Raw genomic sequence first — 23,172 nt, forward strand, 5'->3', positions numbered from 1 at the left:
TCGTTGTGCCGCCGAGTAATAAATCCGCTGACGCTGCTTCATCCTCACACTCCTCCTCAAAGAATGAAGTGTTGCGGCGATCCGTTGAACCCACCATCGATTGCGGACATTGGCCCTTCATTTTTTGCTCGCTATAGTCGATCTGGGTATTCGGGAGTGTTACAGATGGGCTTGTCCCGAGCGATAATTGACTGGACGGACGGTATCGCGGCCCAGGGAGTCAGTTCGAGGGGGCTTTTATTTTTCCCGATGCTTCCTTGGATGCTGGTCGCTGCTCACCGAAGTATGATGACCATCATAGTCGCAAGCATTTTGTCACTGGCGACGCTCGCCTTTGTCACTTGGCGCTATTTTGTCGTGATGAAGGCGCAAGCGGTCAAAAATGACCGTGCATACGACGAAGATGGGAAATTCAAGTTGGCATCCGAATATCACCAGTCCGAAAGTGCAACGGCGGCGGCCGAAAGGAAACGCGAAGGGCGACATTAGGTTTGCCGCCCGCGGTCTCAGCAGACCGGCTACTTCCGGATGACCGCTTCCCACCCCAAAACGGTCGCTGTCCCGCCTAAAGCCGCTCGGCCTGCACTACCGTGTCCGACGCGCGCAGCGCCGACAGGATGCGCATCACATGCTGAACGTCGCGCACCTCGACGACGACGTCATAGGTGTGAAAGCCGCCCTCGCGGTTCGACAGCCGCAAATTTGTTATGTTCGCCATATTGGCCGCGAGGATCCCCGACATTTCGGCGAGCGTGCCGGGCTCGTTCAATATGACGATGCACAGCCGCGCATTGCCGCCCTCGCTATCCTCCTGCCATCGAAGGTCGATCCAGTCGGCGTCGATGCCGTCGGCGAGGCTGGGGCAGTCGATGACATGCACCTCGATCCCCTCGCCCGGCCGCGCGAGCCCGACGATGCGGTCGCCGGGCACCGGATGGCAGCAATCGGCGAGCTGATAGGCGACGCCGGGCGTCAGCCCCGCGATCGACACCGCCGCGCCCTGCACAAGCTTGCCGGGCTTGGTCTTCATCTCGGCGGTGATGCCGGGGACGAGCGCCTCGAGCACCGCATTGTCGGTGAGCCTTTGCTTGGCGATCGCGACATAGAGCGCGGCATCGTCGTCGAGCTTCAGCCGTTCGCGCGCCGCGGCGCGGGCCTTGTCGCCGACCTTGTTGGGCAGGCGGGCGACCATCTCGTCATACATCGTGCGGCCCAGCGCGGCGAGTTCGACCTTTTCCTTCGAGCGGACATGGCGGCGGATCGCGGCGCGCGCCTTGCCGGTGACCGCGAAGCCGAGCCACGCGGGCTGCGGTGTCTGTTTGTCCGACGACAGGATTTCGACGGTGTCGCCGTTCGACAGCTGGGTGCGCAGCGGGACGAGCCGGCCGTTGACCTTCGCGCCGACGGTGCGGTCGCCGAGCCCCGTATGCACGGCATAGGCGAAATCGACCGGGGTCGCGCCCTTCGGCAGCTGGTGCAGGCTGCCCTTTGGCGTGAAGGCGAAGATGCGGTCCTGATACATCGCGATGCGCGTGTTTTCGAGGAACTCCTCGGGATCGTGCGTCTGTTCGAGGATTTCGATGAGGTCGCGAATCCACCCCGCCTGCCCGTCGGGCGCGGAGCCCCCCTGCTTGTACGCCCAATGCGCGGCAAAACCGAATTCGGACTGCTGGTGCATGCCGAGGCTGCGGATCTGGATTTCGATCCGCATATTCTGCTGGTGCATGATCGTCGTGTGCAGCGACTTGTAGCCGTTGCGCTTCGGCGTCGAGATATAATCCTTGAAGCGGCCGGGGACCATTTTCCATTTGCGGTGGAGCAGCCCCAGCGCGGCATAGCAGTCGGCATCGGTCGGGGTGACGATACGAAAGGCGATGATGTCGGTCACCTGCTCGAAACTGACGTGGCGCTCCTGCATCTTGCGCCAGATCGAATAGGGATGCTTCTCGCGCCCCGACACTTCGGCCTCGATCCCCGCGCCGGCGAGCAGCTCCTTGAACTCGCGGCTGATCGCCGCGACCTTGTCCTTGCCGCCCGCGGTCAGCTTGGCGAGGCGGCCGGTGATCGTCGCATAGGCTTCGGGCTCGAGCTCGCTGAACGCGAGCAGCTGCATTTCGCGCATATATTCATACATGCCGATCCGCTCGGCGAGCGGCGCATAGATATCCATCGTCTCCTTGGCGATGCGGCGGCGCTTGTCGGGATTCTTGATGAAGTGCAGCGTGCGCATATTGTGCAGCCGGTCGGCGAGCTTGACGAGCAGCACGCGGATGTCGTCCGACATGGCGAGCAGGAATTTGCGCAGATTTTCCGCGGCGCGCTCATTCTCGGTCTGCGCCTCGATCTTCGAAAGCTTGGTCACGCCGTCGACCAGCCGCCCGACGTCGGCGCCGAACAATCGCTCGATCTCCTCGGGCGTCGTCAGCGTGTCCTCGAGCGTGTCGTGGAGCAGCGCGGTGACGATCGTCTCGCTGTCGAGGTGAAGATCGGTCAGGATGCCCGCGACCTCGACCGGATGGCTGAAATAGGGGTCGCCCGACGCGCGTTTCTGGCTGCCGTGCTTCTGGACGGTGAAGACATAGGCGCGGTTGAGCAGCGCCTCGTCGACGTCGGGATCATAAGCGCGCACGCGCTCGACAAGTTCATATTGCCTCAGCATCGGGTCCAATGTCGTTGATGGCAGGCTAATTGCAATGCGAAATTTGTGTGCGCGGCGCCGAAGTCGTTAGCAACTTTGGTAAAGCCCGTTGGAAGCATCGTTCGTCGCGGGTAGGACGGCGCCAAGATGGGGACCGAAACGCTCGATTCGACCACGCCGCCGCGGGTGTCGATGGTGATGCCCGTGCACAATGGTGCGCGCTGGCTTGCCGAGGCGATCGAGTCGGTCCTGACGCAGGATTTCGGCGATTTCGAGCTGATCCTGGTCGACGATGCGTCGCTCGATGGCTCGCCCGCGATCATGGCCGACGCGGCCGCGCGCGACCCGCGCGTGCGGCTGTTGCATCTCGACACCAATGTCGGCCTGCCCGCCGCGCTCAATCACGGCTTTGCGGCGGCGCGGAGCGAGCTGCACAGCTGGACCTCGGACGACAATCTGCTCCGGCCCACGATGCTGGCCCGCCTTGTCGCGGCGCTCGACGCGCGGCCCGATGCCGACATCGTCCATGCCGATTTCCTGTTGATCGACGATGCGGGCAATCAAATCGGCCGCACGCGCGTCGGCCCGGTCGATCGGCTGCTTCATGGCAACAATGTCGGCGCCTGTTTCCTCTATCGCGCGCGCGTGACCGAGGCGCTCGGCGGCTATGACACCGGGCTGTTCGGGGTCGAGGATTATGATTTCTGGCTGCGCGCCGCGCGGCAGTTCACCTTCGTCACGTTGCACGAGGATCTCTACCTCTATCGCAAGCATGGCGGCAGCCTGACGAGCCGGCGCGCCGAACATATCCAGGCGCTGACCGCCGCGATCGTCGAACGCGCGCTTCCCGACGCGCTTCCCGTGCGCAGCCGCAGCGAAATCCTGCTCGGGCTCGCGCTGCGCAGCCAGCACCGGTGGCGGTTCGACCTGGTGCGCCGGGCGTTTCGCGCCGATCCGGCGCATGTCGCGGCGCAGCTGCCCGCGATCGCGCGCTGGTCGCTCGTCGTTGCGCGCAACCGCATCGCCGCCTGAGCGGCGCACCGAAACGCCCTGCGCATTTGCGTTGCGAAATGCAACGGAGGCTCTATATTTTTTTGGCACGCGGGGGATTTTACGTTAGGGCATCGGTTATGGGAAAATTACGCGAACTTCTGAACGACCTCGAGGGGGGCAATTGCGCCCTGCCGCTCGCGCTGGAGGCGATGGGCGAGCGATGGTCGTTCATGATCCTGCGCGCGGCGTTCAACGGCGTGCATCATTTCGAGGAATTTCAGCAGGAACTGAACATCGCGCGCAACATCTTGTCGAACCGGCTGTCGAAACTGGTCGACCATGGCATCATGGCGCGCGAGGTGATGGCCGAGGACCGGCGCAAGGTCCGCTATCAGCTCACCGAAAAGGGCATCGAACTGCTGCCGGCGATGATCGCGCTGCGCCAATGGGGCGAGAAATGGGGCGCGGGCGTGCCCTCGACCCCGGTGCTCGTCGATGCGCGCGACGAACAGCCGATCGGCCCCGTTACGCTCACCGCGCACGACGGCCGGGTGATCGGTTACAAGGAATTGCTGTGGAAGCATCGTTCGGAACTGCAACCGCTGGGGCAGGCGCGCGTGCGCGCGGACAATCCGGCGGCGGTCGCGGCCGAATGACGCCCCCCACCGCCGTCCGCGATCATGCGCGCGGCCACTGACATCGCCAAAAACGCACGGACTCTCATGCCGCTGTTTCGCCTGACGTCGCCGGGGCCCTTTTTTGATAATAAGGTCCGCGCCTTCTGGAATCTGCAGATATTGGGCTGGGCCGCGTGGCTCGGGCTGCGCGGGGTGTCGGGGCTCGCCAATGGGCAGGCCTTCACCTTTTTCATTCCGCAGACGATTTCGGCGATCACCGGCTTTTCGCTGACGCTGATCCTGTCCGTCTGTTACCGCACGCTGATCAGTCGCCGCCCGCTCTTGATGTGGGGGGTCAGCTTCGGCCTCGCCGGCGTCGCGACCGCGCTCTGGGCCTTTATCGACGCGTGGGTCGCGCAGATCCAGAACCCGGCGAGCGAGGCGGGCTTCACCAGCCTTCTGCTCGGCGCGATGTATATCGACGCGACCTCGCTCGCGGCCTGGTCGGCGCTCTATTTCGCGATCAACTATTTCCTCCAGCTCGAGGAACAGAATGACCGCGTGCTGCGGCTCGAGGCGCAGGCGGCGTCGGCGCAGCTCGCGATGCTGCGCTATCAGCTCAACCCGCATTTCCTGTTCAACACGCTCAACAGCATTTCGACGCTCGTGCTCCTGAAACAGGCCGAGCCCGCCAACGCGATGCTGTCGCGCCTCTCGGCGTTCCTGCGCTACACCCTCGCCAACGAGCCGACCGCGCAGGTGACGCTGGCGCAGGAGATCGAGACGCTGAAGCTCTATCTCGACATCGAGAAGATGCGTTTCGAGGAGCGGCTACGCCCCCATTTCGCGATCGACCCCGCGGTTTCGCGCGCGCGTTTGCCGTCGCTTCTGCTCCAGCCTTTGATCGAAAACGCGATCAAATATGCGGTGACGCCGCAGGAGGACGGCGCCGATATCACGATTTCCGCACAGCTGGCCGGTCAAAATGTCCGGATCACCGTGTCCGACACCGGCGCGGGATTGTCAGCCGACCCCTCGGACCCCACCACTGGCGTTGCAACGGAATCGACCGGTGTGGGTTTAGCCAACATCAGGGACCGGCTGGCGCAGGCTTTTGGCGACCAGCAACGGTTCGACGTCCATATGGGCGCTGATGGCGGATTCACGGTGGTGATCGAGTTTCCGTTCCAGCCCGACGGGCAAATGACGATTGGAACCGAACGCACATGACGATCAGAACCATCCTGGTGGATGATGAAAAATTGGCGACCCAGGGCCTGCAACTCAGGCTCGAAGCGCATGGCGATGTCGAAATCGTCGACACCGCGCAGAACGGCCGCGAGGCCATCAGAAAGATCAAGACCCACAAACCCGACCTTGTTTTCCTCGACATCCAGATGCCGGGGTTCGACGGCTTTTCGGTGATCCAGGGGCTGATGGAGGTCGAGCCGCCGCTCGTCGTCTTCGTCACCGCCTATTCCGACCATGCGATCCGCGCGTTCGAAGCGCAGGCGGTCGACTATCTGGTGAAGCCGGTCGAGCCCGAGCGGCTGGCCGACGCGCTCGACCGTGTCCGCCAGCGCCTCACCGAAAAGCGCGGCGCCGCCGAGGTCGAACGGCTGAAGACCGTGCTCGCCGAAGTCGCGCCCGAAGCGGTCGAGGATTATGACGCCGAGACGCAGCCCGACGCGCACGCCGCCGACCGCTATGAAAAGATGATCAACATCAAGGATCGCGGCCAGATCTTCCGCGTCGACGTCGACAGCATCGAACGGATCGACGCCGCGGGCGACTATATGTGCATCTATACCGCCGACAACAGCCTGATCCTGCGCGAGACGATGAAGGACCTGGAAAAAAGGCTCGACCCGCGCAATTTCCAGCGCGTCCACCGCTCGACGATCGTCAATCTCAGCCAGGTCAAACAGGTGAAGCCGCACACCAACGGCGAATGCTTCCTCGTGCTGGGCTCGGGCGCGCAGGTGAAGGTCAGCCGCAGCTATCGCGACGTGGTGGCGCGTTTCGTGCATTAAGAAATCGGCTCGCACGAAGGCACGCCCCTTTCCAAACCCCGTTTACCCTGAGCTTGTCGACGGGCCGTTCTTTCCTTCGTGACGGCAAAGGAAGGACGGTGCTTCGACAAGCTCAGCACTAACGGGATGAGAGGGTTCTTTGTGGCTTCGTGGCTTTGCGCGAGTCCAATCAGGAAGCGTATCTAAAGCTGGTGCCCGGTCCTATCGCGCTTTGTCGCGAGATATTGTTCGTTATATTTGTTCGTCGGCAGCGCGAGCGGGATGCGCTCGACCACCTCGACGCCTTGCCTTTCCAGCCGCGCGACCTTTTCGGGATTGTTGGTCATCAGCCGGATGCGCGGAATCGCCAGCAGGTCGAGCATCCGCCCGGCGATCGCGAAATCGCGCGCCTCGACCGGAAAGCCGAGCCGCAAATTGGCGTCGACCGTGTCATAGCCCTGATCCTGCAACGCATAGGCGCGCAGCTTGTTGACGAGCCCGATCCCGCGGCCTTCCTGCCGCAGATAGAGCAGCACGCCCCACGGCGCGTCCCCCATCGCATGGAGCGCGGCGTGGAGCTGCGGCCCGCAATCGCATTTCAGGCTGCCGAGCACGTCGCCGGTCAGGCATTCGCTATGCAGGCGCACGACGGGCGGGCTCGCGTCGCGCTTGCCGATGATCAGCGCGACATGGTCCGACGCTTCCTCGGGCGAGCGGAAGGCGACGATTTCGGCGCTTTCGCTCGCTTCGACGGGTAGACGCGCGCGCGCCGCGACTTCGAGCCGCGCGGGATCGAGCAGCGCGGCGACGTCGCCCGCGCTGCATTCGGTCTCGGCATCGCCGGCCGCTTCGCGCACGAAGAAGGCGGGGAGCAGCCCGGCGTGGCGCGCCATCGTCATCGCCGCCGTCGCCGCCGCGTCGCCGCCGGTCGCGATCGTATGAAAGGGCCCCTTGAGCGGATTGGCGAGATCGAGCGCCGGGTCGGCGATCGCGAGCGCCGCGGCGACCGTGCCGCCCGCGCCCGCGAGCCGCACCGGCCCCGGCGTCGCGGCGACGCGCTGGTTGGTGAGCTTGAGCGTCACCGCGCGCTCGCCCGAGAGGAGCATGTCATGGCCGGCGAATTCGGCGAGCGCCGCATCGCGCGCGCTTTCGACCGCGAGCAGGTCGAGCGCGCCTCCCGCGCCGCTCACCCGGAAGGGCCAGCCGCGCCGCAGCGCATCGATCGCGCGCGCCGCTCGCCGGGCGCCGCGATCCTCCGGCGCATCGCTCAAAAGTCGAACTCGGTGATCAGCGGGATATGGTCCGACGGCCGTTCCCAGCTGCGCGCCGGCTGGACGATGCGGTGCGACACCGCTTTCGTCATCAGGTCGGGGGTGACCCACATATGGTCGAGCCGGCGCCCGCGGTTCGACGCCTGCCAATCTTTCGCGCGATAGCTCCACCAAGTGTAGAGCGGCGTCGGCGCTTCGATGAAATGGCGCCCGAGATCGACCCAGTTCGACGCCGCCTGAAGCCGCGCGAGCGTTTCGACCTCGATCGGCGTGTGGCTGACGACGTCGAGCAGCGCCTTGTGGTTCCACACGTCGCTTTCGAGCGGCGCGACGTTGAAATCGCCCGTCAGCACGGTCGGCGTGCCGTTGAGCGCCCCCGACCATAGGGTCATGCGGCCGAAGAAATCGAGTTTCTGGCCGAATTTGGGATTGAGATCGCGGTCGGGAATGTCGCCGCCCGCGGGAATATAAACATTGTCGAGCCGCACGCCCGACGGCAGCGTGACCCCGACGTGGCGCGCCTCGCCATTCGCCTGCCAATCATATTTGCGCACCTCGGCCAGCGGCAGCTTGCTGACGATCGCGACGCCGTGGTGCATCCGCTGGCCGTGGGTGACGATATGCTCATAGCCCAGCCGCCGGAACATTTCGGGCGGAAACAGGCCGCATTCGACCTTGGTTTCCTGAAGGCAGAGAATGTCGGGAGCTTCTTCGCGCAGGAATTTCTCGACGATGCCGATGCGGGCGCGAACGCTGTTGATGTTCCACGATGCGATGCTGGTGCGAGTCATGCGGTCGGCTCTATCGGCGCGGAAGATTGTTCGCAATGCGATTGCGGCACCAGCCCGCTCCCCCACCCAGCCTCCCAACAGCATATCCTGAAATGGGAGGCTGGGTGGGGGAGCGGGCTGGTGCCGCCTGCCGCGTCAGCGGCAGAAAACGACACCGGACAAATTAAACCCCCGTCCCAGGGGCGGTGGAACGGGGGTTCAAGGTCAGCGTTCGTCACGCTCTTGAATGAAGGTGCCGGGCAGCCCGGGAGGGGCAACAGGGGGAAACCCAAATCCGGGAGCCGTGTTGGCGCCTTCGAGAGTTGGAATAGACGGTCTTCCCTGTCGCCAAGCTGAACAAATGGCCGCCTTGAGCACCGCCCTTGCAGTTCGTCGATAGACGGCGACGGTTGGTCCGGAAAGTGGCGCCGCCCCTCGCAACGAGCGGCGCCCATGCCGGCGAGCCGCTTAGCGACCGCGCCGTTTCGGGCGGGGGTCGGTCCAGCGGAACGCCGAATCGGCGACCGCGACGTTGAACTTCTGGTTCGACAGGTCGATCCGCGTGCGGTTGTTCTGCGAATCGAGCGCGACCCAGCCGCGCAAACGCAGCCCGCCGGGCGCCGCGCCGTCGCGGACGAACACCATGGTGATCGTGCCATATTCGGGGCGCTTCGGATCCTTGACCTCGACGCTCAGCACATCGTCATTCCCCGTCGGCAGGACCTTGGCATATTTCGACAGGTCGCGATCGGGGTCGAGCAGCGCGCCGAGCGGCGAATTCTTCACCGGCCAGCTCTGCACCTGATTGACCTCATAATCGATCATCGTCAGCCGGCTGCCGTCGCCGACGATCAGCAGCGGCACGCCTTTTTGATATTGGAAGCGGATCTTGCCGGGGCGTTTGAGGGTCAGCTTGCCCGACAGCCGCTGGCCGTTGCGGTCGGTCTGCACGAAGTCGGCGGTCATCGAGCTGGTCGATTTGAGGTGCGACTGCACCGACGCCAGCGCGTTCGCCGACTGGGCGATCGCAGGCGCGCCGATCGCAAAGCCGACGGCGGCGACGGGGGCGAGCGTCCAGGCGGCAAGGCGGGTCATCGTCTTTTTGGTCATTTGGCTCTCATTCTCGTTTTTGCAGCCGGCTTTTCGCATCCGGGCATTGAACCCGCGCTGAACCCGGCCGTTAGACGCTGTTCAAGTCGCTGCCCGGACAAAAGGTTCCGTCAACGCTGCTGCCCATATTGGTCGGTGAGCACGTCGCGGCGGCCGACATGGTTGGGGGGGCTGACCAGTCCTTCCTCCTCCATCCGCTCGATCAGGCGCGCGGCGCTGTTGTATCCGATGCGCAATTGCCGCTGCAGCCAGCTCGTCGAGGCCTTCTGGCTTTCGACGACGATCTGGCAGGCCTTGGCGTACATGCGGTCCTCGGCGCTGTCGCCGCCGGCGGGGGCGCCCTCCATCGCGAAACCGCCGTCCTCGGGATCCTCGGTGACGCTTTCGATATAGTCGGGGCGGCCCTGACCCTTCCAGTGATCGGCGACCGCGCGCACCTCGTCGTCGGAGACGAAGGGGCCGTGGATGCGCGTGATCTGCTTGCCGCCGGGGACGTAAAGCATGTCGCCCTTGCCGAGCAATTGTTCGGCGCCCGCCTCGCCCAAAATCGTGCGGCTGTCGATCTTCGACGTGACGTTGAAGCTGATGCGCGTCGGCAAATTCGCCTTGATCACGCCGGTGATGACGTCGACCGACGGGCGCTGTGTCGCGAGGATCAGGTGGATGCCCGCGGCGCGCGCCTTTTGCGCCAATCGCTGGATCAGGAATTCGACCTCCTTGCCCGCGGTCATCATCAGGTCGGCAAGCTCGTCGACGACGATGACGATTTGCGGCAGCGGCGCATAGTCGAGCGTCTCTTCCTCATAGACCGGCTGGCCGGTATCGGGGTCGTAGCCCGTCTGAACGCGCCGCCCGAGCGATTTGCCCTTGGCGAGCGCACCGCGCACCTTGTCGTTGTAGGACGCGAGGTTGCGCACCGACAGCGACGACATCATCCGGTAGCGGTCCTCCATCTGCTCGACCGCCCATTTCAGCGCCCGGATCGCCTTCTTGGGTTCGGTGACGACAGGCGCGAGCAGATGCGGAATATCGTCATAGACGCTGAGTTCGAGCATCTTGGGATCGATCATAATCATCTTCACCTGGTCGGGACCCAGGCGATAGAGGAGCGAGAGGATCATCGCGTTGAGGCCGACCGACTTGCCCGAGCCGGTGGTGCCCGCGATCAAGAGGTGCGGCATCGGGGCGAGGTCGGCGATCATCGGATCGCCGCTGATATTCTTGCCGAGGATGATCGGCAGTGCGCCGGTCTGGTCCTGGAACAGCGCGCTGCCGATGATTTCGTGCAGCACCACCGACTCGCGCTGCGCGTTGGGCAGCTCGATGCCGATGACGGTGCGCCCCGGGATCGGTGCGATGCGCGCCGACAGCGCCGACATGTTGCGCGCGATGTCGTCGGCGAGGTTAGAGACGCGGCTCGCCTTGGTCCCCGGCGCGGGCTCGAGCTCGTACATGGTGACGACCGGGCCGGGGCGCACCGCGGTGACGACGCCCTTGACCTGAAAATCCTCGAGCACCGATTCGAGCAGCCGCGCATTGCGTTCGAGCGCCGCCTTGTCGATCTGTCCCGCCGGCCGGTCGGGCGCGGGCGCGAGCAGGTCGATCGAGGGCAGCTGATAATTGGTGAACAGCTCGGTCTGCGGCTTGGGCCGGGGTTTCGAGGGCGCGGTGCGCTGCGCGGGGTCGGCGATCTCGGGCGGAGCGCGGTCGACCGGCTCGGCCACGGCGCGCGGCCGCACGGTGGGCTCCATCAGGGTCGGCGCCCGTTCGTCGCGCGCGGCGCGCGCGGGCTCGACGATGCGGCTGTCTGTCGCGGCGGGCAGCCTGAACCGCGACGCCCAGCCTTTTTCGAGCCGGAGCGCGCGCCACGCGAGCCAAAGCCCGAGCCCGACGAGCAGCAGGATCGTCGCGAAGCGGATCAGCGCCGCGGCGGGCTCGCCCGCCTGCGCGAAGAGGGGTGCGATCGCGCCGCCGAGCAGCAGCGCGATGATCCCGCCCCAGCCTGCGGGCAGCGGCGCGTTCGTCGCCGGCGACCAGAGTTCGGCGCCCAGCCCGACGAGCAGGATGCCGATGAAGCTGTAGGCGAGCTGGCGCGGCCAATAGGGCTGCGCTTCGCCGATCCACAGCCGCCACGCGATGATGCCGAGCAGCGGCACGAGCAGCGCGACGCCGACGCCGCCGATCGACAGGCCGAGGTCGGCGAACCAGGCGCCGGCGCTGCCCATCCAGTTGGCGGCGGTGCCGTGCGCCGCGGTGTTGAGCGCGGCGTCGGTGCTGTCATAGGTGACGAGCGCGAGCGCGAGGAACAGCGTGAAAAGGCCGAGCGCCACCGCCGCCGCGATCACCAGCGATCGCGCGATGCTTTGGCGGAAAACCGTGCGCCAATCGGCCTTTGCGGGTGCGGCCTTGCGGCTTGCCATGCTCTTTGTCCGGTCCCTGTCAGTTAACCACGGCGATATGCGCATGGGGCGGACTCGCCGTCAAGCGCGGCTCCGCGCGTGCCCACAGCCTTTCCAACCGTCCTGCCGCGCGCTAGGGCGAAGCCATGAGCGAAACGCTGCGCAGCGATGTCCTGATTTCGGGTGGCGGCCTGGTCGGCCAGGCGCTCGCCCTTGCCCTCGCCCATCACGGCCTGTCGGTCCGGATCGTCGATCCCGCCGATCCGGTGGCGACGATCGCCCCCGGCTTCGACGGCCGCGCCTCGGCGATCGCGAGCGCGACCTGGCAAATGTTCGAGGTGCTGGGTATCGCGGGCCGTCTCGCCGGCCACGGCTGCCCGATCCGCGCGATCAAGGTGGGCGACGGTGCGCCCGACAGCGGGCGCGGCGGCGAGCTCGACTTCGTCACCGCCGATAGCGACCCGCCGCTCGGCACGATGGTCGAAAACCGCCAACTGCGCCTCGCGCTCGCCGCCGCGCTCGCCGATGCGCCGCTCGCCCGGCTTTCGATGCCCGCCACCGTCGTGTCGCGCGCGATCGACGCGCATGGCGTCACGCTGACGCTCGCCGACGGCACGCGGCTCGCGGCGCCGCTGCTCGTTGTCGCCGAAGGCCGCCGTTCGCCGACGCGCGATGCGACGGGGTTCAGCATCGCGAACTGGTCCTACCATCATCATGCGATGATCGGCGCGGTCGCGCACGAAAAGCCGCACGGGAAAGTCGCGCACGAAATCTTCTATCCGTCGGGGCCCTTCGCCTTGCTCCCGCTCGTCGACGACGAACAGGGGCGGCACCGCTCGGCCTTCGTATGGACGGTATCCGAAAGGGACGGTCCCGGCTTTGCCAAGCTCGGGGAGCGTGGCTTCGTCGCCGAACTGCAAAAGCGCGCCGGCGGCGTGCTGGGCGCGATGGAGCTGGTGGCGCCGCGCATGACCTATCCGCTCGGCTTTCATCACAGCGCGTCGATCGTCGCCGACCGCATCGCGCTCGTCGGCGACGCGGCGCACGGCATTCACCCGATCGCCGGACAAGGCCTCAACCTCGGCCTCCGCGACGTTGCGGCGCTGACCGAAGTGCTCGTCGAGGGGGCGCGGCTCGGCCTCGACCTTGGCGATGCGGCGCTGCTCGCGCGCTATCAGCGCTGGCGCGGGCTCGACAATATGATGGTCAGCCTCGCGACCGACGGGCTGACGCGGCTGTTCGGCATCCCGGGGCGCACCGCCGCCGCGATCCGCCGCACCGGGCTCGGCGCGGTGCAGCATATGCCGATGCTCAAGCGCTTCTTCATGGACGAGGCGCGCGGCGAGGCGGGCGACCTGCCGCGCTTGCTCGCGGGGACGGAAATCTAAGGTCGGCCTTCCCCGGTAAGTAATAATGCGTAGGTGGCCGGCAGCCCGCCGCTAAGCATGACCTCCTATCCCGGAACGCGCGGCAACGATGCCGCGACTGGAGGGGGGCAGGGGTCATGTCGGCGAAAAGCGATGCGCTCGAAACGGCGGTGACAGACTATATCCGGGCGCGCACCGCGCTCGACGGGGCGCCGGGCGCGCGGGCACGGGCGCTTGCCGATCGCAGCTTCGCGCGCCTCGCAGCGCTGGCGGCGCCGCGGATCCGCTATTTCACGCGCAGCTACGGGCTCGCCGACGTCGCCGACGATGCGGCGCAGGTGTGCGCGATCGCGCTCCACCGCGCCGCCGAACGCTATGATCCGGCGCGCGCTCGCTTCACCACCTATGTGAACTGGCAATTCCGCGCCGAGCTGCAGGCGCTGCGCCACCGTCTTCACGGCGACCAGCGGTGCGCGGGACGGCGCCACGTCACCGCGACGCTGTCGCTCGATGCCTTGCAGGCGGAGGGGGCCGAGGACTGGCTGGCCGATCCCGCCGCCGAAATCGAAACCGAGCAGGGGGCGGCCGACAATCTGGCGGCGCTGCTGGCCGACCGGCTGGTCGAGGACTGGGCGGCGCGCCGCCGCGCCAGGCTATCCGCGCCGCGCGGCGGCGAACGCGGGCGCGATGCGCGGCTCGCGGCCGAGAAGGCGCTCGTTCGTCATCATCTGACGGTGAGCGATGCCGCCGCGCGCCTGCGCGAAAGCGACCGGCATATCGTTCGCCGCGCGCTCGCCGACATCGTGCATCACGCGTCGGCGCGCAAACTTCACTGAGCGATGCTTATTGCAGCGTCGCGCGCCCGTCGTCGCCGTCGAAGCGGCCGAAGAATTGCATCAGCTGGACGACCAGCTCGGCGCGCGCGTCGATCGGGGTCGCTTCGAGCAGCGCCTGTTTCGCCGCGGCATCGAACGGTGCGACCTGCGCGATGCCGTTGACCAGCGTCGCGTCGTCGAGCTGGCCGACCGAATCCCAGTCGACGACATAGCCCTGCCGCGCCGCAAAACGCTTGGCTTCGCGCTCGAGGCTGGCGCGCTCGATGCTTGCGAGCACGGCATCGCGCTCGTTTTCGACCTCGATTTCGGCCTCGACCTGCCGGAACGGCGTCGTGACGTCGAGTTCGCGGCGGACGCGAAAGCGCGCGACGCCTTCGAGCACGAGGTTGAAGCGTCCCTCGTCGAGCGCCTCGACATCGACGATGCGCCCGACGCAACCGACGTCGTAAAGCGCCGGCGGCTCGCGGTCTTCCTCGCCGGGAAGCTGGCGCGGCTGGATCATCCCGATCTGCCGGTCGCGCGCCAGCACCTCCTGCACCATCGCCGAATAGCGCGGCTCGAAAATGTGCAGCGGCAGATGCAGCCCGGGAAACAGCACCGCGCCGGTGAGCGGAAAGATCGCGATCCGCTGGATGGTCAAAGGCGCGGTCTGGCCCACGGCCTATCCTTAGCCGAACAGGATCAGCGACAGGCGGCGGCGCTGGCCGGCGACCCAGGCGTCCTCCAGCCCGACGGCTTCGAACAGCGACAAGAGCTTCGCGCGCGCGGCATCGTCGTTCCATTCGCGGTCGGCGGCGACGATGTGGAGCAGATTGTCGGCGGCCGCATCGCGCTGCCCCGCGCCGATCTGGGCGCTTGCAAGGTCGAATCGCGCCTGATGGTCGTCGGGGTTCGCCGCGACCGCGGCTTCGAACGCGGCGAGTTCGCCCGCGTCGGGTGCATCGGCGGCGAGCGCGAGCGCGCTCTTGGCCTGCGCGATTGCGGGGTCATCGGCGAGGTCGGCGGGGACGGCGTCGAGCGCCGCCTGCGCGCTTTCGGTATCGCCCGCGAGCAGCAGCGCGCGAATCAAGCCGCCATGCGCCGCGGCATTGTCCTTTGCCATATCGAGAATCTGCGCAAAGATGCTGGCGGCGCGCGCGCCGTCACCTTCGGCCAGCACGCTCTCGCCCATCTCGATCAGCGGCGCGATCTCGACCGCGCGCGCCGTCGCTTCGCTCTCGATCGGCAGCTGCGCCAGCAGCTGGTCGAGAATTGCCTTCAGCTGGCTTTCGGTGCGCGCATTGGTCAGGTTGGCGACCGGCTGCCCCTGAAAGATCGCATAGACGGTCGGGATCGACTGGACCTGGAACTGGCCGGCGATGAAGCGATTCGTATCGACGTCGACCTTGACCAGCGCGACGCCCTTGTCGGCATAATCCGCCGCGACCTTTTCGAGCACCGGGCCGAGCTGCTTGCACGGGCCGCACCATTCGGCCCAGAAATCGAGGATGACGAGGCGGGTCATCGACGGTTCGACGACGTCGCGGCGGAAGGCTTCGACGGCTTCCTTTTCGGTGGGATTCAGACCGAGAGTGGCCACGCAAACATGCTCCTGTTTTGATTTGCCGTCGCTTCTGCGCCGGCGGAAAGACTCTTGCCCGCTTATGTGGGATTTGCCGGCGATATGCCAACCCTTCGGAGAAAATGCGCAATCAGGGGTTGCCGAGTCAAAAAGCCGGTGCTAATCGCCCGCCTCACCCGCTGGAACCGACCGGTTTCCAGCCGCCAGAGCGGGCGTAGCTCAGGGGTAGAGCACAACCTTGCCAAGGTTGGGGTCGAGGGTTCGAATCCCTTCGCCCGCTCCAGTTTTCCGAATAGTTTTAGTCACTTACGCCGAGAGGCGGCGTAATATGGTCTGTTACGCGGGCGCGAATTTCGCGCTGCGTAATAAGGACGTAATATGTTCTGCGCGAGCTGCGGGTGCCTTCTGGCGAAGCTACGGCGGCGTTGAGTCCGCCATAAGCTATATTTTGCTGCTTCCGAGAGCCACACAGGGCAGGCGGCCAATTCTTGAGTGAGCTGTTCAGCTGGCGCCTGGGATGCCTGCCAGTTCGGCGGGCGTGATGACGGGTTCCCGTCGATCCTTCCGCTCCGAATAGCGGTCGACGAGCTGGTCGGCATGGCCGCGCGTCAGCACGGTGAAGCGCACCAGCTCTTCGGCGACGTCAACGATCCGGTCGTAATAGCTCGACGGCAGCATCCGGCCCCCCTCGTCGAACTCCTGATAGGCCTTGGCGACGCTCGACTGGTTGGGAATGGTGATCATCCGCATCCAGCGACCAAGGATGCGCAGCGTGTTGACGCTGTTGAACGATTGCGATCCTGCCGACACCTGCATCACCGCGAGGGTCCGACCCTGCGTCGGACGGAGCCCCTTATAGGCGAGCGGCAGGTGATCGACCTGCGCCTTCATGATGCCGGTGATCTGGCCGTGCCGCTCGGGGCTGCACCAGACCTGACCTTCGGACCAGATGGAGTGCTGCCTCAGTTCCTCGACCGCCGGATGGTCGTCGTCAACGATCTGGTCGGGCAGCGGGAGGTCGGACGGATCGAAGATGCGCGTCTCGCAGCCGAAAAGCTGGAGCAGGCGCGCTGTCTCTTCCACGACGAGCCGCGAGTAGGACCGTTCGCGTAAAGACCCGTAGAGGAGAAGGATGCGCGGCGCAGGATCGAGCGGCCCGAGACCGAGCGCGGGCTGCGTGCGGAGATATTCAGGGCTGAGCGCCGGCAGATGGTCGGGATCGGTAAGCGTGCGCAGGCGGCTGTGGGTCTGTTCTGTCATGATACTTGAGCTTGTGAAGGAACGGTCGCGGGAAACCAGCGGCGTCCGAGGCGGAAAGCGACGCTGACGAGCAGGATGAGGACGGGAACCTCCACGAGCGGGCCGATCACGGCCGCGAAGGCGACCGGCGAAGCGAGCCCGAAGGCAGCGATAGCCACCGCGATCGCGAGCTCGAAATTATTGCCCGCAGCGGTGAAGGCGACCGCGGTCGTGCGCGGATAGTCGGCCTCGATGAGCTTGCCCATCCAGAAGCTGATGAGGAACTGGACGACAAAATAGATGGAGAGCGGGATCGCAATCCGGATGACATCGCCGGGGATGGTGACGATCTCGCCACCCTTAAGACTGAACATCGCGACGATGGTGAAGAGCAGGGCGACTAGGGTGATCGGCGCGATCTTCGGCAGGAAGTGCGTCTCGTACCACTCATTTCCTTTCGCCTTCGCGAGGAACTTGCGGGTGAGGTAGCCGGCGAGGAAGGGAATGCCGAGATAAATGAGAACCGCTTCGGCAATCGTCCAGAAGCTCACGTCGATCACGCTGCCTTCGAGGCCGAAGAGCGGCGGCAGCACGGACAGGAAGAACCAAGCATAGACGCTGAAAAAGAGAATCTGGAAGATCGAGTTGAAGGCGACGAGCGCGGCGACATATTGATTGTCACCCTTGGCGAGTTGGTTCCAGACGATCACCATCGCGATGCAGCGCGCGAGGCCGATGAGGATCAGGCCGGTCATATATTCGGGCTTGTCCGAGAGGAAGGTGACCGCGAGCGTGAACATCAGCACCGGCCCGATGACCCAGTTCTGGATCAGCGAAATCGCCAGTACGGGCTTGTCCTCGAAGACGCGTGGAAGCTCATCATAGCGCACGCGCGCGAGCGGCGGATACATCATCAGGATGAGGCCGATCGCGATCGGGATGTTGGTCGTGCCGACCGACAAGGCGTCGATCGCGGCGGGCAGCCCCTTGAAGACCGACCCCAGCACCACGCCCAGTCCCATGGCAAGGAAGATCCAGAGCGTCAGATAGCGGTCGAGGAACGACAGGCGTTCGCGTTTTGCTGTGGCAGTCACGTCGATCTCCTAGGCCTGAACGCGATTGCCGGCGGCGTCGACGACCTGTTCACCGTCTTCCTTGGCGAAGGCGCCGAGTTGGCGGGCCGGAAGAATGTCGAGCACGGCTTCGGACGGGCGGCAGAGCTTGACCCCGAGCGGCGACACCACGAGCGGGCGATTGATAAGGATAGGGTGGGCCATCATCGCCTCGATGAGCGCGGCGTCGCCGAGGCTCTCGTCGCCGAGGCCGAGGTCAACATAGGGCGTGCCCTTCTCGCGCAGCAGGTCTCGCGGTGGGATCCCGGCGCGGTCGATGAGTTGTTCGAGCAGCGCGCGCGACGGCGGCGTCTTCAGATATTCGACGACATGCGGCTCGATCCCCGCCTTGCGCATCAGCGCGAGCGTGTTGCGCGAGGTCCCGCATTCGGGATTGTGGTAGATGATGATGTCGGCGGTCATGCGCCCGCCTCCTGTCCGCCAGTGGCGCCTTGGGTGCGGCCGATTTCCTTCAGCTGCCGCTCCATCGCCATCTCGTCGATGCTTTTGTGCGGGAGCGCGAGAAAGAGCGCGATGCGGTTCGAAAGATAATGGAGCGCATGTTCGAAAGCCTCGCGCTGGCCGGGGCCTTCGACCGCGGCGGGATCCTCGATCCCCCAATGCGCGTTCTTCGGCTTGCCCGGCCAGATCGGGCAGGTCTCGCCGGCGGCATTGTCGCAGACGGTGAAGATGAAATCGAAGACCGGGGCATCGGGGCCGGAAAACTCGTCCCAGCTCTTCGAGCGAAGGCCCTCGGTCTCGAAGCCAAGTTCGCCGAGAAGCGCGAGAGCCTGCGGATGGACCTCGCCTTTGGGGAAGCTGCCCGCGCTGTAGGCGCGGAATCGTCCTTTGCCGTCGCGGTTCAGCAAGGCCTCGGCAAGGATCGAACGGGCGCTGTTGCCGGTGCATAGGAACAGCACGCTATAAATCTTGTCGGTCATCGAAAATCTCCTTCGGTGCGGTCGCGGCGTTCAGCAGCAGGCAAGTTCGGCGAGGAGGGGCTCGCAGAGTTCGGCGCGGCCCAGACAGCAATCCTTCGCCAGAAAGAGCATCAGCTCTCTGAGCGTGTCGATGTCGGCTCGCTGTATTTGCTGCCGGCCCAGCTTTTCTGATTTTACGAGACCGGTCTTGACCAGTACAGCGAGATGGGTCGAGAAAGTGCTTTGCGTGAGACCCGATGCGTCGACAAGCTCCCCCGTCGACAGGCCTTCCGGCTCATGCCGGACGAGCAAACGGAAGGCCTCGAGACGCGTCGGATGAGCGAGGGCGGCGAGAGCGGGAAGCGCGGTGTCAACGTTCATTCATCGGAATTATCCGATGTGTTTCATTCTGTCAAATCACATCGGAAAAACCCGATTAGACGGGCGACTTTTTAGTCTCGGCGCGAGCATCGCGAAGAATTTCGATGCCGCCCTTGATCGCGATCAGCGCAGTCGCAAATCCAACCAGAAGGTCCGGCCAGTTCGTACCGAGCCACCAGACGAGGACACCCGCGATGAGGATGCCGCCGTTCGAGATGAAGTCATTGTAGCTGAAGGTTGTCGCGGCTCTGAGGTTGACGTCCGGATCCTGAATGCGCTGCAAGAGCTTCAGACAAGCATAGTTCACCACCGCAGCGACGGCCGACATGATCATCATCGTCGGACCGATCGGTTCGCTGCCTTCGAAATAACGGCGTCCCACATCGAACAGGACGCCGGCTGCGAAGACCAGCAGCATGACGCCCGATGCCGTTGCAGCACGGGTTTTCCATTTCAGGCCATGGCTGAGCGCAACTAGGCTCAACGCATAAACCGCGGCGTCGGACAGATTGTCGAGCCCGTTGGCGATGAGCGCGCTCGAATCGCCGAGCGCGCCGGTTACAAGGAAGGCGATCGCGATCGCGGCGTTCAGGACGAGAACGATCTGGAGCGTTCGCTTTTCGCGTTCGCTCCCGGATGCTTTTTCTTTCATTGCAAGCTCCTCAATCCTCACCATCCCTAAAAGGAGGCGGAACCCGCTTGGGTTCCGCCTCAGTCAGCACTCCCGGTTGCCGCCGACAGGGGGAATGGCGGCCATCCGGGAGGGTCTCAGCCTGCGGGGCTGGGGACGCCGCTCGGGCGCCCCAACTCTTCCTCTTCGGCCTTCGCGGTCCGTCGATGGACCAGGAGGTAAAGCGCAGGCAGCACCAGGAGCGTCAGGATCGTCGACGAGATGATCCCGCCGATGACGACGGTCGCCAACGGTCGCTGCACCTCGGATCCAGCCCCGACATTGAGCGCCATCGGTACGAACCCGAGCGACGCCACCAGCGCGGTCATCATCACCGGCCTGAGGCGGGTCAGCGCGCCTTCGCGGATCGCATCGACGAGCGCTTTTCCGCGTTCGCGCAGATCCTTGATGAAGGATAGCATCACCACGCCGTTGAGCACCGCGACCCCGGAGAGCGCGATGAACCCGACGCCCGCCGAGATCGAGAGCGGAATATCGCGAAGCGCCAGCGCCGCGACGCCTCCCGTCAGCGCCAGAGGCACGCCCGAGAAGACGATCGCAGCATCGCGAACCGACCCGAACAGCATGAACAGCAGGCCGAAGATCAGCAGCAGAACGAGCGGCACCACGATCTGGAGGCGCTCGGTCGCCGACTGCAGCTGCTCGAACGTCCCGCCATATTCGATATAATAGCCGTCGGGCAGCACGACATCGGCTTCGACCTTCTGGGTCAGCTCGTCGATGAACGAGCCGAGATCGCGACCACGGACATTCGCCGTGATCACCGCGCGGCGCTTGCCATTTTCGCGGCTGATCTGGTTCGGCCCCGCCGCCAGCGAAATCTCCGCCAGCTGCGAAAGCGGCACGAAACCGCCAGCCGGAAGTGCAACGGGAAGATTGCCGAGCGACGCGAGATCGGTGCGAATGGCCTCGGGAAGCCGGACAATGACGTCGAAACGCCGGTCGCCCTCGAAGAGTTCGCCCGCCTGCCGGCCCCCGGTTGCGGTCGATACCGCATCCTGGACCGTCTCCATGCTCACGCCATAGCGCGCAAGCTTGTCGCGATCGGGCGTGACCGAAAGCATCGGCAGGCCAGTGACTTGTTCGAGCTTCACGTCCTGCGCGCCCGCGATCCCGCCGGCCACTTCTTCGATCGCCTGCCCGGATTCGAGCAATTGATCGAGATCGTCGCCGAACAGCTTGATCGCCACGTCGGCGCGAACGCCGGCAATGAGTTCATTCATCCGCATCTTCACCGGCTGGGTGAACTCATAATTATTCCCCGGCACTTCGTTCACCGCCTTGTTGAGCTCGGCGACGAGCCGGTCGCGCGTCTTTCTGGGATTGGGCCACTCCTTCCGGTCCTTCAGCATGATGAAATTGTCGGCGACCGATGGCGGCATCGGATCGGTCGCGACTTCGGGCGTGCCGATCTTCGCGAACACCCGTTCGACTTCGGGGAACTGCCTGATCCTCTTCTCCAGCGCCTCCTGCATCGCGATCGACTGGGTCAGGCTCGTTCCCGGAATGCGCATCGCGTGCATCGCGATATCGCCTTCGTCGAGGTCCGGGATGAACTCGGACCCGAGACTGGTCGCCGCTACGCCGCTGAGCGCGACGAGCAGCAGCGCGCCCGAAAGCGCCGCCTTCGGCCAGTTGAGGACGCGGTCGAGCATTGGGCGATAGCCCTTGCCGAGACCGCGCATCAGCCAATTTTCCTTCTCTTCGACCTTGCCGGTCACGAACAGCGCCACCGCGGCCGGAACCAGCGTGAGCGACAGCAGCAGAGCGGCGGTAAGCGCGAGGACGACGGTGATCGCCATCGGATGGAAGGTTTTACCCTCGACGCCCTCGAGCGCGAAGATCGGCAGATAGACGGCGGTGATGATGATGATGCCGAAGATGCTCGGCTTGATCACCTCTGCGCTCGCCGAGGCGACGAGACCAAAGCGTTCGTCGCGATCGAGCAGGCGTCCGAGCCTGTGCTGGGCCTCGCCGAGCCTGCGGAGGCAGTTCTCGACGATGATGACGGCCCCATCGACGATGAGGCCGAAGTCGAGCGCCCCGAGGCTCATGAGGTTCGCCGATGTCCGCGTCTGGAGCATGCCCGTCAGCGTCATCAGCATCGCGACCGGAATGACCGCCGCCGTGATCAGCGCCGCCCGGAAATTGCCGAGCAGCAGAAAGAGGATCACGATGACGAGCAGCGCGCCCTCGGCGAGGTTTTTCTGCACCGTCGAGATCGTCCGCTCGACGAGCGCGGTGCGATCGTAGAGCGGCTTGGCAACGACGCCCTTCGGCAACGCACGCGAGGCTTCGACGAGGCGTTCGGCCGAGGCTTGCGCCACCACGCGCGGATTCTCGCCGATCAGCATCGAGACCGTGGCAAGGACGACTTCCTTGCCATTTTCCGTCGCGGCGCCTGTGCGGAGCCCCGAACCGATCGCGACATCGGCGACGTCGGCGATCCGGATCGGAACCCCGCCGCGAGTGGTGACGATGATCTGCGACAGGTCGCGCTCATTGTTGGCCTGACCCGGAACGCGGATCAGAATCTGCTCGCCGCTGCGCTCGACATAGCCGGCGCCGCGGTTGGCATTATTGGCCTCGAGAGCGGTGACGACATCGTTGAGCGAGAGATTGAGCGAGGCGAGCGAGGCCGGGTTCGGGGTCACATGATATTGGCGGGCATAGCCGCCGATCGTGTTGATCTCGGCGACCCCCGGAATCGTGCGCATCTGCGGCCGGATGACCCAGTCGGACATCGTCCGGAGGTCTTCCGCCGTATAGGGCGTGCCGTCGGGTTTTCGCGCGCCCGGTTCGGCCTCAATCGAGAACATGAAGATCTCGCCGAGGCCCGTCGAGATCGGGCCCATTTCGGGCTCCATTCCGGGTGGAAGCTGGCCGCGCGCGGCCTGGAGCCGCTCGTTGACCTGCTGGCGCGCGAAATAGATGTCGGTCCCGTCCTCGAAAACGACAGTGACCTGGCTGAGGCCGTAGCGCGAGATCGACCTGGTATAGTTGAGGTTCGGGATCCCCGCGATCGCGGTCTCGATCGGATAGGTGATGCGCTGCTCGGATTCGAGCGGCGAATAGCCTTCGGCCTTGGTGTTGATCTGGACCTGGACGTTGGTGATGTCGGGAACGGCGTCGATGGGCAATTTGGTCGCGCTCCACGCGCCGATCGCGCACAAAAGCGCGACGACCGCGAGGACGAGCCATCGCTGCCGGATCGAAAAGCCTATGGTTCTGGCTAGCATATTATCCTGCCCCCCG

21 protein-coding genes and 1 tRNA gene are annotated in these 23,172 nt (G+C 65.2%); 8 read left to right on the forward strand and 14 right to left on the reverse strand.

The window, feature by feature from the left end:
• On the forward strand, positions 1–489 hold a 489-nt coding region (locus GGR90_RS19295; protein ID WP_209023784.1), incomplete at its 5' end, for a hypothetical protein.
• 76 nt (positions 490–565) lie between these two features.
• On the opposite strand, the gene GGR90_RS14420 is transcribed toward GGR90_RS19295, so the two are convergent.
• Complete coding sequence (locus tag GGR90_RS14420; protein ID WP_167922174.1) at positions 566–2,659, reverse strand: RelA/SpoT family protein; 2,094 nt, start codon at positions 2,657–2,659, stop codon at positions 566–568.
• Between the two features lie 126 nt (positions 2,660–2,785).
• On the opposite strand from GGR90_RS14420, the gene GGR90_RS14425 reads away from it, so the two are divergent.
• From GGR90_RS14425 to GGR90_RS14440, 4 genes are all read left to right on the forward strand, one after another.
• A complete protein-coding gene (locus GGR90_RS14425) occupies positions 2,786–3,670 on the forward strand; it encodes a glycosyltransferase family 2 protein (protein ID WP_167922175.1) in 885 nt (294 codons plus the stop codon).
• A gap of 98 nt (positions 3,671–3,768) precedes the next feature.
• The gene (locus GGR90_RS14430) at positions 3,769–4,287 is read left to right on the forward strand and encodes a winged helix-turn-helix transcriptional regulator (RefSeq protein ID WP_167922176.1); all 519 of its coding nucleotides are present in this window, start codon (positions 3,769–3,771) and stop codon (positions 4,285–4,287) included.
• Positions 4,288–4,353: 66 nt separating this feature from the next.
• Complete coding sequence (locus tag GGR90_RS14435; RefSeq protein ID WP_167922177.1) at positions 4,354–5,478, forward strand: sensor histidine kinase; 1,125 nt, start codon at positions 4,354–4,356, stop codon at positions 5,476–5,478.
• Positions 5,475–6,281: a LytR/AlgR family response regulator transcription factor gene (locus GGR90_RS14440; RefSeq protein ID WP_167922178.1), complete on the forward strand. Its 807-nt coding sequence runs from the start codon at positions 5,475–5,477 to the stop codon at positions 6,279–6,281. The genes GGR90_RS14435 and GGR90_RS14440 overlap by 4 nt, the downstream gene beginning before the upstream one ends.
• A 182-nt stretch (positions 6,282–6,463) precedes the next feature.
• Here the strand turns inward: GGR90_RS14440 and ribA are convergent, their stop codons facing one another.
• The 4 genes from ribA to GGR90_RS14460 form a co-directional block, all read right to left on the reverse strand.
• Positions 6,464–7,531, reverse strand: a complete 1,068-nt coding sequence (gene ribA / locus GGR90_RS14445; RefSeq protein WP_167922179.1) for a GTP cyclohydrolase II — start codon at positions 7,529–7,531, stop codon at positions 6,464–6,466.
• Entirely contained in the window at positions 7,528–8,322 is a 795-nt protein-coding gene (locus GGR90_RS14450; protein ID WP_167922180.1) for an exodeoxyribonuclease III, read from the reverse strand. The genes ribA and GGR90_RS14450 overlap by 4 nt, the downstream gene beginning before the upstream one ends.
• Positions 8,323–8,769: 447 nt before the next feature.
• Positions 8,770–9,396, reverse strand: coding sequence for a LolA family protein (locus tag GGR90_RS14455; RefSeq protein WP_167922560.1), 627 nt, complete (start codon positions 9,394–9,396; stop codon positions 8,770–8,772).
• A 125-nt stretch (positions 9,397–9,521) separates the two neighbouring features.
• Positions 9,522–11,831: an FtsK/SpoIIIE family DNA translocase gene (locus GGR90_RS14460; RefSeq protein WP_167922181.1), complete on the reverse strand. Its 2,310-nt coding sequence runs from the start codon at positions 11,829–11,831 to the stop codon at positions 9,522–9,524.
• Positions 11,832–11,956: 125 nt separating this feature from the next.
• Here GGR90_RS14460 and GGR90_RS14465 point away from each other — a divergent pair, with 125 nt between their 5' ends.
• Both GGR90_RS14465 and GGR90_RS14470 read left to right on the forward strand, forming a co-directional pair.
• Complete coding sequence (locus GGR90_RS14465; RefSeq protein ID WP_167922182.1) at positions 11,957–13,198, forward strand: FAD-dependent monooxygenase; 1,242 nt, start codon at positions 11,957–11,959, stop codon at positions 13,196–13,198.
• 116 nt (positions 13,199–13,314) lie between these two features.
• Positions 13,315–14,013: a sigma factor gene (locus GGR90_RS14470; protein WP_167922183.1), complete on the forward strand. Its 699-nt coding sequence runs from the start codon at positions 13,315–13,317 to the stop codon at positions 14,011–14,013.
• Positions 14,014–14,020: 7 nt separating this feature from the next.
• On the opposite strand, the gene GGR90_RS14475 is transcribed toward GGR90_RS14470, so the two are convergent.
• The gene (locus GGR90_RS14475) at positions 14,021–14,671 is read right to left on the reverse strand and encodes an LON peptidase substrate-binding domain-containing protein (protein ID WP_342449947.1); all 651 of its coding nucleotides are present in this window, start codon (positions 14,669–14,671) and stop codon (positions 14,021–14,023) included.
• Positions 14,672–14,680: 9 nt separating this feature from the next.
• Positions 14,681–15,592, reverse strand: a complete 912-nt coding sequence (locus tag GGR90_RS14480; RefSeq protein ID WP_167922184.1) for a tetratricopeptide repeat protein — start codon at positions 15,590–15,592, stop codon at positions 14,681–14,683.
• 190 nt (positions 15,593–15,782) lie between these two features.
• On the opposite strand from GGR90_RS14480, the gene GGR90_RS14485 reads away from it, so the two are divergent.
• A tRNA-Gly gene (locus GGR90_RS14485) sits at positions 15,783–15,857 on the forward strand.
• Positions 15,858–16,075: 218 nt separating this feature from the next.
• Here the strand turns inward: GGR90_RS14485 and arsH are convergent.
• The 7 genes from arsH to GGR90_RS14520 form a co-directional block, all read right to left on the reverse strand.
• Positions 16,076–16,834, reverse strand: coding sequence for an arsenical resistance protein ArsH (gene arsH / locus GGR90_RS14490; RefSeq protein ID WP_054731800.1), 759 nt, complete (start codon positions 16,832–16,834; stop codon positions 16,076–16,078).
• Positions 16,831–17,907, reverse strand: a complete 1,077-nt coding sequence (arsB, locus tag GGR90_RS14495; RefSeq protein WP_054731799.1) for an ACR3 family arsenite efflux transporter — start codon at positions 17,905–17,907, stop codon at positions 16,831–16,833. Before arsB ends, arsH begins: the two co-directional genes overlap by 4 nt.
• Before the next feature lie 9 nt (positions 17,908–17,916).
• Positions 17,917–18,348, reverse strand: a complete 432-nt coding sequence (gene arsC / locus GGR90_RS14500; protein WP_054731798.1) for an arsenate reductase (glutaredoxin) — start codon at positions 18,346–18,348, stop codon at positions 17,917–17,919.
• Complete coding sequence (locus tag GGR90_RS14505) at positions 18,345–18,866, reverse strand: arsenate reductase ArsC (protein ID WP_054731797.1); 522 nt, start codon at positions 18,864–18,866, stop codon at positions 18,345–18,347. Before GGR90_RS14505 ends, arsC begins: the two co-directional genes overlap by 4 nt.
• 30 nt (positions 18,867–18,896) lie before the next feature.
• A complete protein-coding gene (locus GGR90_RS14510) occupies positions 18,897–19,226 on the reverse strand; it encodes an ArsR/SmtB family transcription factor (RefSeq protein WP_054731796.1) in 330 nt (109 codons plus the stop codon).
• 55 nt (positions 19,227–19,281) lie between these two features.
• On the reverse strand, positions 19,282–19,878 hold the full coding sequence (locus tag GGR90_RS14515) for a cation efflux transmembrane domain-containing protein (protein WP_054731795.1): 597 nt from the start codon (positions 19,876–19,878) through the stop codon (positions 19,282–19,284).
• Between the two features lie 116 nt (positions 19,879–19,994).
• Positions 19,995–23,156 carry an efflux RND transporter permease subunit gene (locus GGR90_RS14520; protein ID WP_167922185.1) on the reverse strand — a complete coding sequence of 1,054 codons (3,162 nt, stop codon included), beginning with the start codon at positions 23,154–23,156 and terminating at the stop codon, positions 19,995–19,997.
• Positions 23,157–23,172: the final 16 nt, after the last annotated feature.

Source organism: Sphingopyxis italica (assembly GCF_011926545.1).
In the GTDB taxonomy this organism is placed as follows: domain Bacteria; phylum Pseudomonadota; class Alphaproteobacteria; order Sphingomonadales; family Sphingomonadaceae; genus Sphingopyxis; species Sphingopyxis italica.

Coding starts and splice junctions, on each gene's coding strand:
- GGR90_RS14420 (WP_167922174.1), bottom strand. CDS start 2,659: ATGCTGAGGCAATATGAACTTGTCGAGCGCGTGCGCGCTTATGATCCC.
- GGR90_RS14425 (WP_167922175.1), top strand. CDS start 2,786: ATGGGGACCGAAACGCTCGATTCGACCACGCCGCCGCGGGTGTCGATG.
- GGR90_RS14430 (WP_167922176.1), top strand. CDS start 3,769: ATGGGAAAATTACGCGAACTTCTGAACGACCTCGAGGGGGGCAATTGC.
- GGR90_RS14435 (WP_167922177.1), top strand. CDS start 4,354: ATGCCGCTGTTTCGCCTGACGTCGCCGGGGCCCTTTTTTGATAATAAG.
- GGR90_RS14440 (WP_167922178.1), top strand. CDS start 5,475: ATGACGATCAGAACCATCCTGGTGGATGATGAAAAATTGGCGACCCAG.
- GGR90_RS14450 (WP_167922180.1), bottom strand. CDS start 8,322: ATGACTCGCACCAGCATCGCATCGTGGAACATCAACAGCGTTCGCGCC.
- GGR90_RS14455 (WP_167922560.1), bottom strand. CDS start 9,396: ATGACCCGCCTTGCCGCCTGGACGCTCGCCCCCGTCGCCGCCGTCGGC.
- GGR90_RS14460 (WP_167922181.1), bottom strand. CDS start 11,831: ATGGCAAGCCGCAAGGCCGCACCCGCAAAGGCCGATTGGCGCACGGTT.
- GGR90_RS14465 (WP_167922182.1), top strand. CDS start 11,957: ATGAGCGAAACGCTGCGCAGCGATGTCCTGATTTCGGGTGGCGGCCTG.
- GGR90_RS14470 (WP_167922183.1), top strand. CDS start 13,315: ATGTCGGCGAAAAGCGATGCGCTCGAAACGGCGGTGACAGACTATATC.
- arsH (WP_054731800.1), bottom strand. CDS start 16,834: ATGACAGAACAGACCCACAGCCGCCTGCGCACGCTTACCGATCCCGAC.
- arsC (WP_054731798.1), bottom strand. CDS start 18,348: ATGACCGCCGACATCATCATCTACCACAATCCCGAATGCGGGACCTCG.
- GGR90_RS14505 (WP_054731797.1), bottom strand. CDS start 18,866: ATGACCGACAAGATTTATAGCGTGCTGTTCCTATGCACCGGCAACAGC.
- GGR90_RS14510 (WP_054731796.1), bottom strand. CDS start 19,226: ATGAACGTTGACACCGCGCTTCCCGCTCTCGCCGCCCTCGCTCATCCG.
- GGR90_RS14515 (WP_054731795.1), bottom strand. CDS start 19,878: ATGAAAGAAAAAGCATCCGGGAGCGAACGCGAAAAGCGAACGCTCCAG.
- GGR90_RS14520 (WP_167922185.1), bottom strand. CDS start 23,156: ATGCTAGCCAGAACCATAGGCTTTTCGATCCGGCAGCGATGGCTCGTC.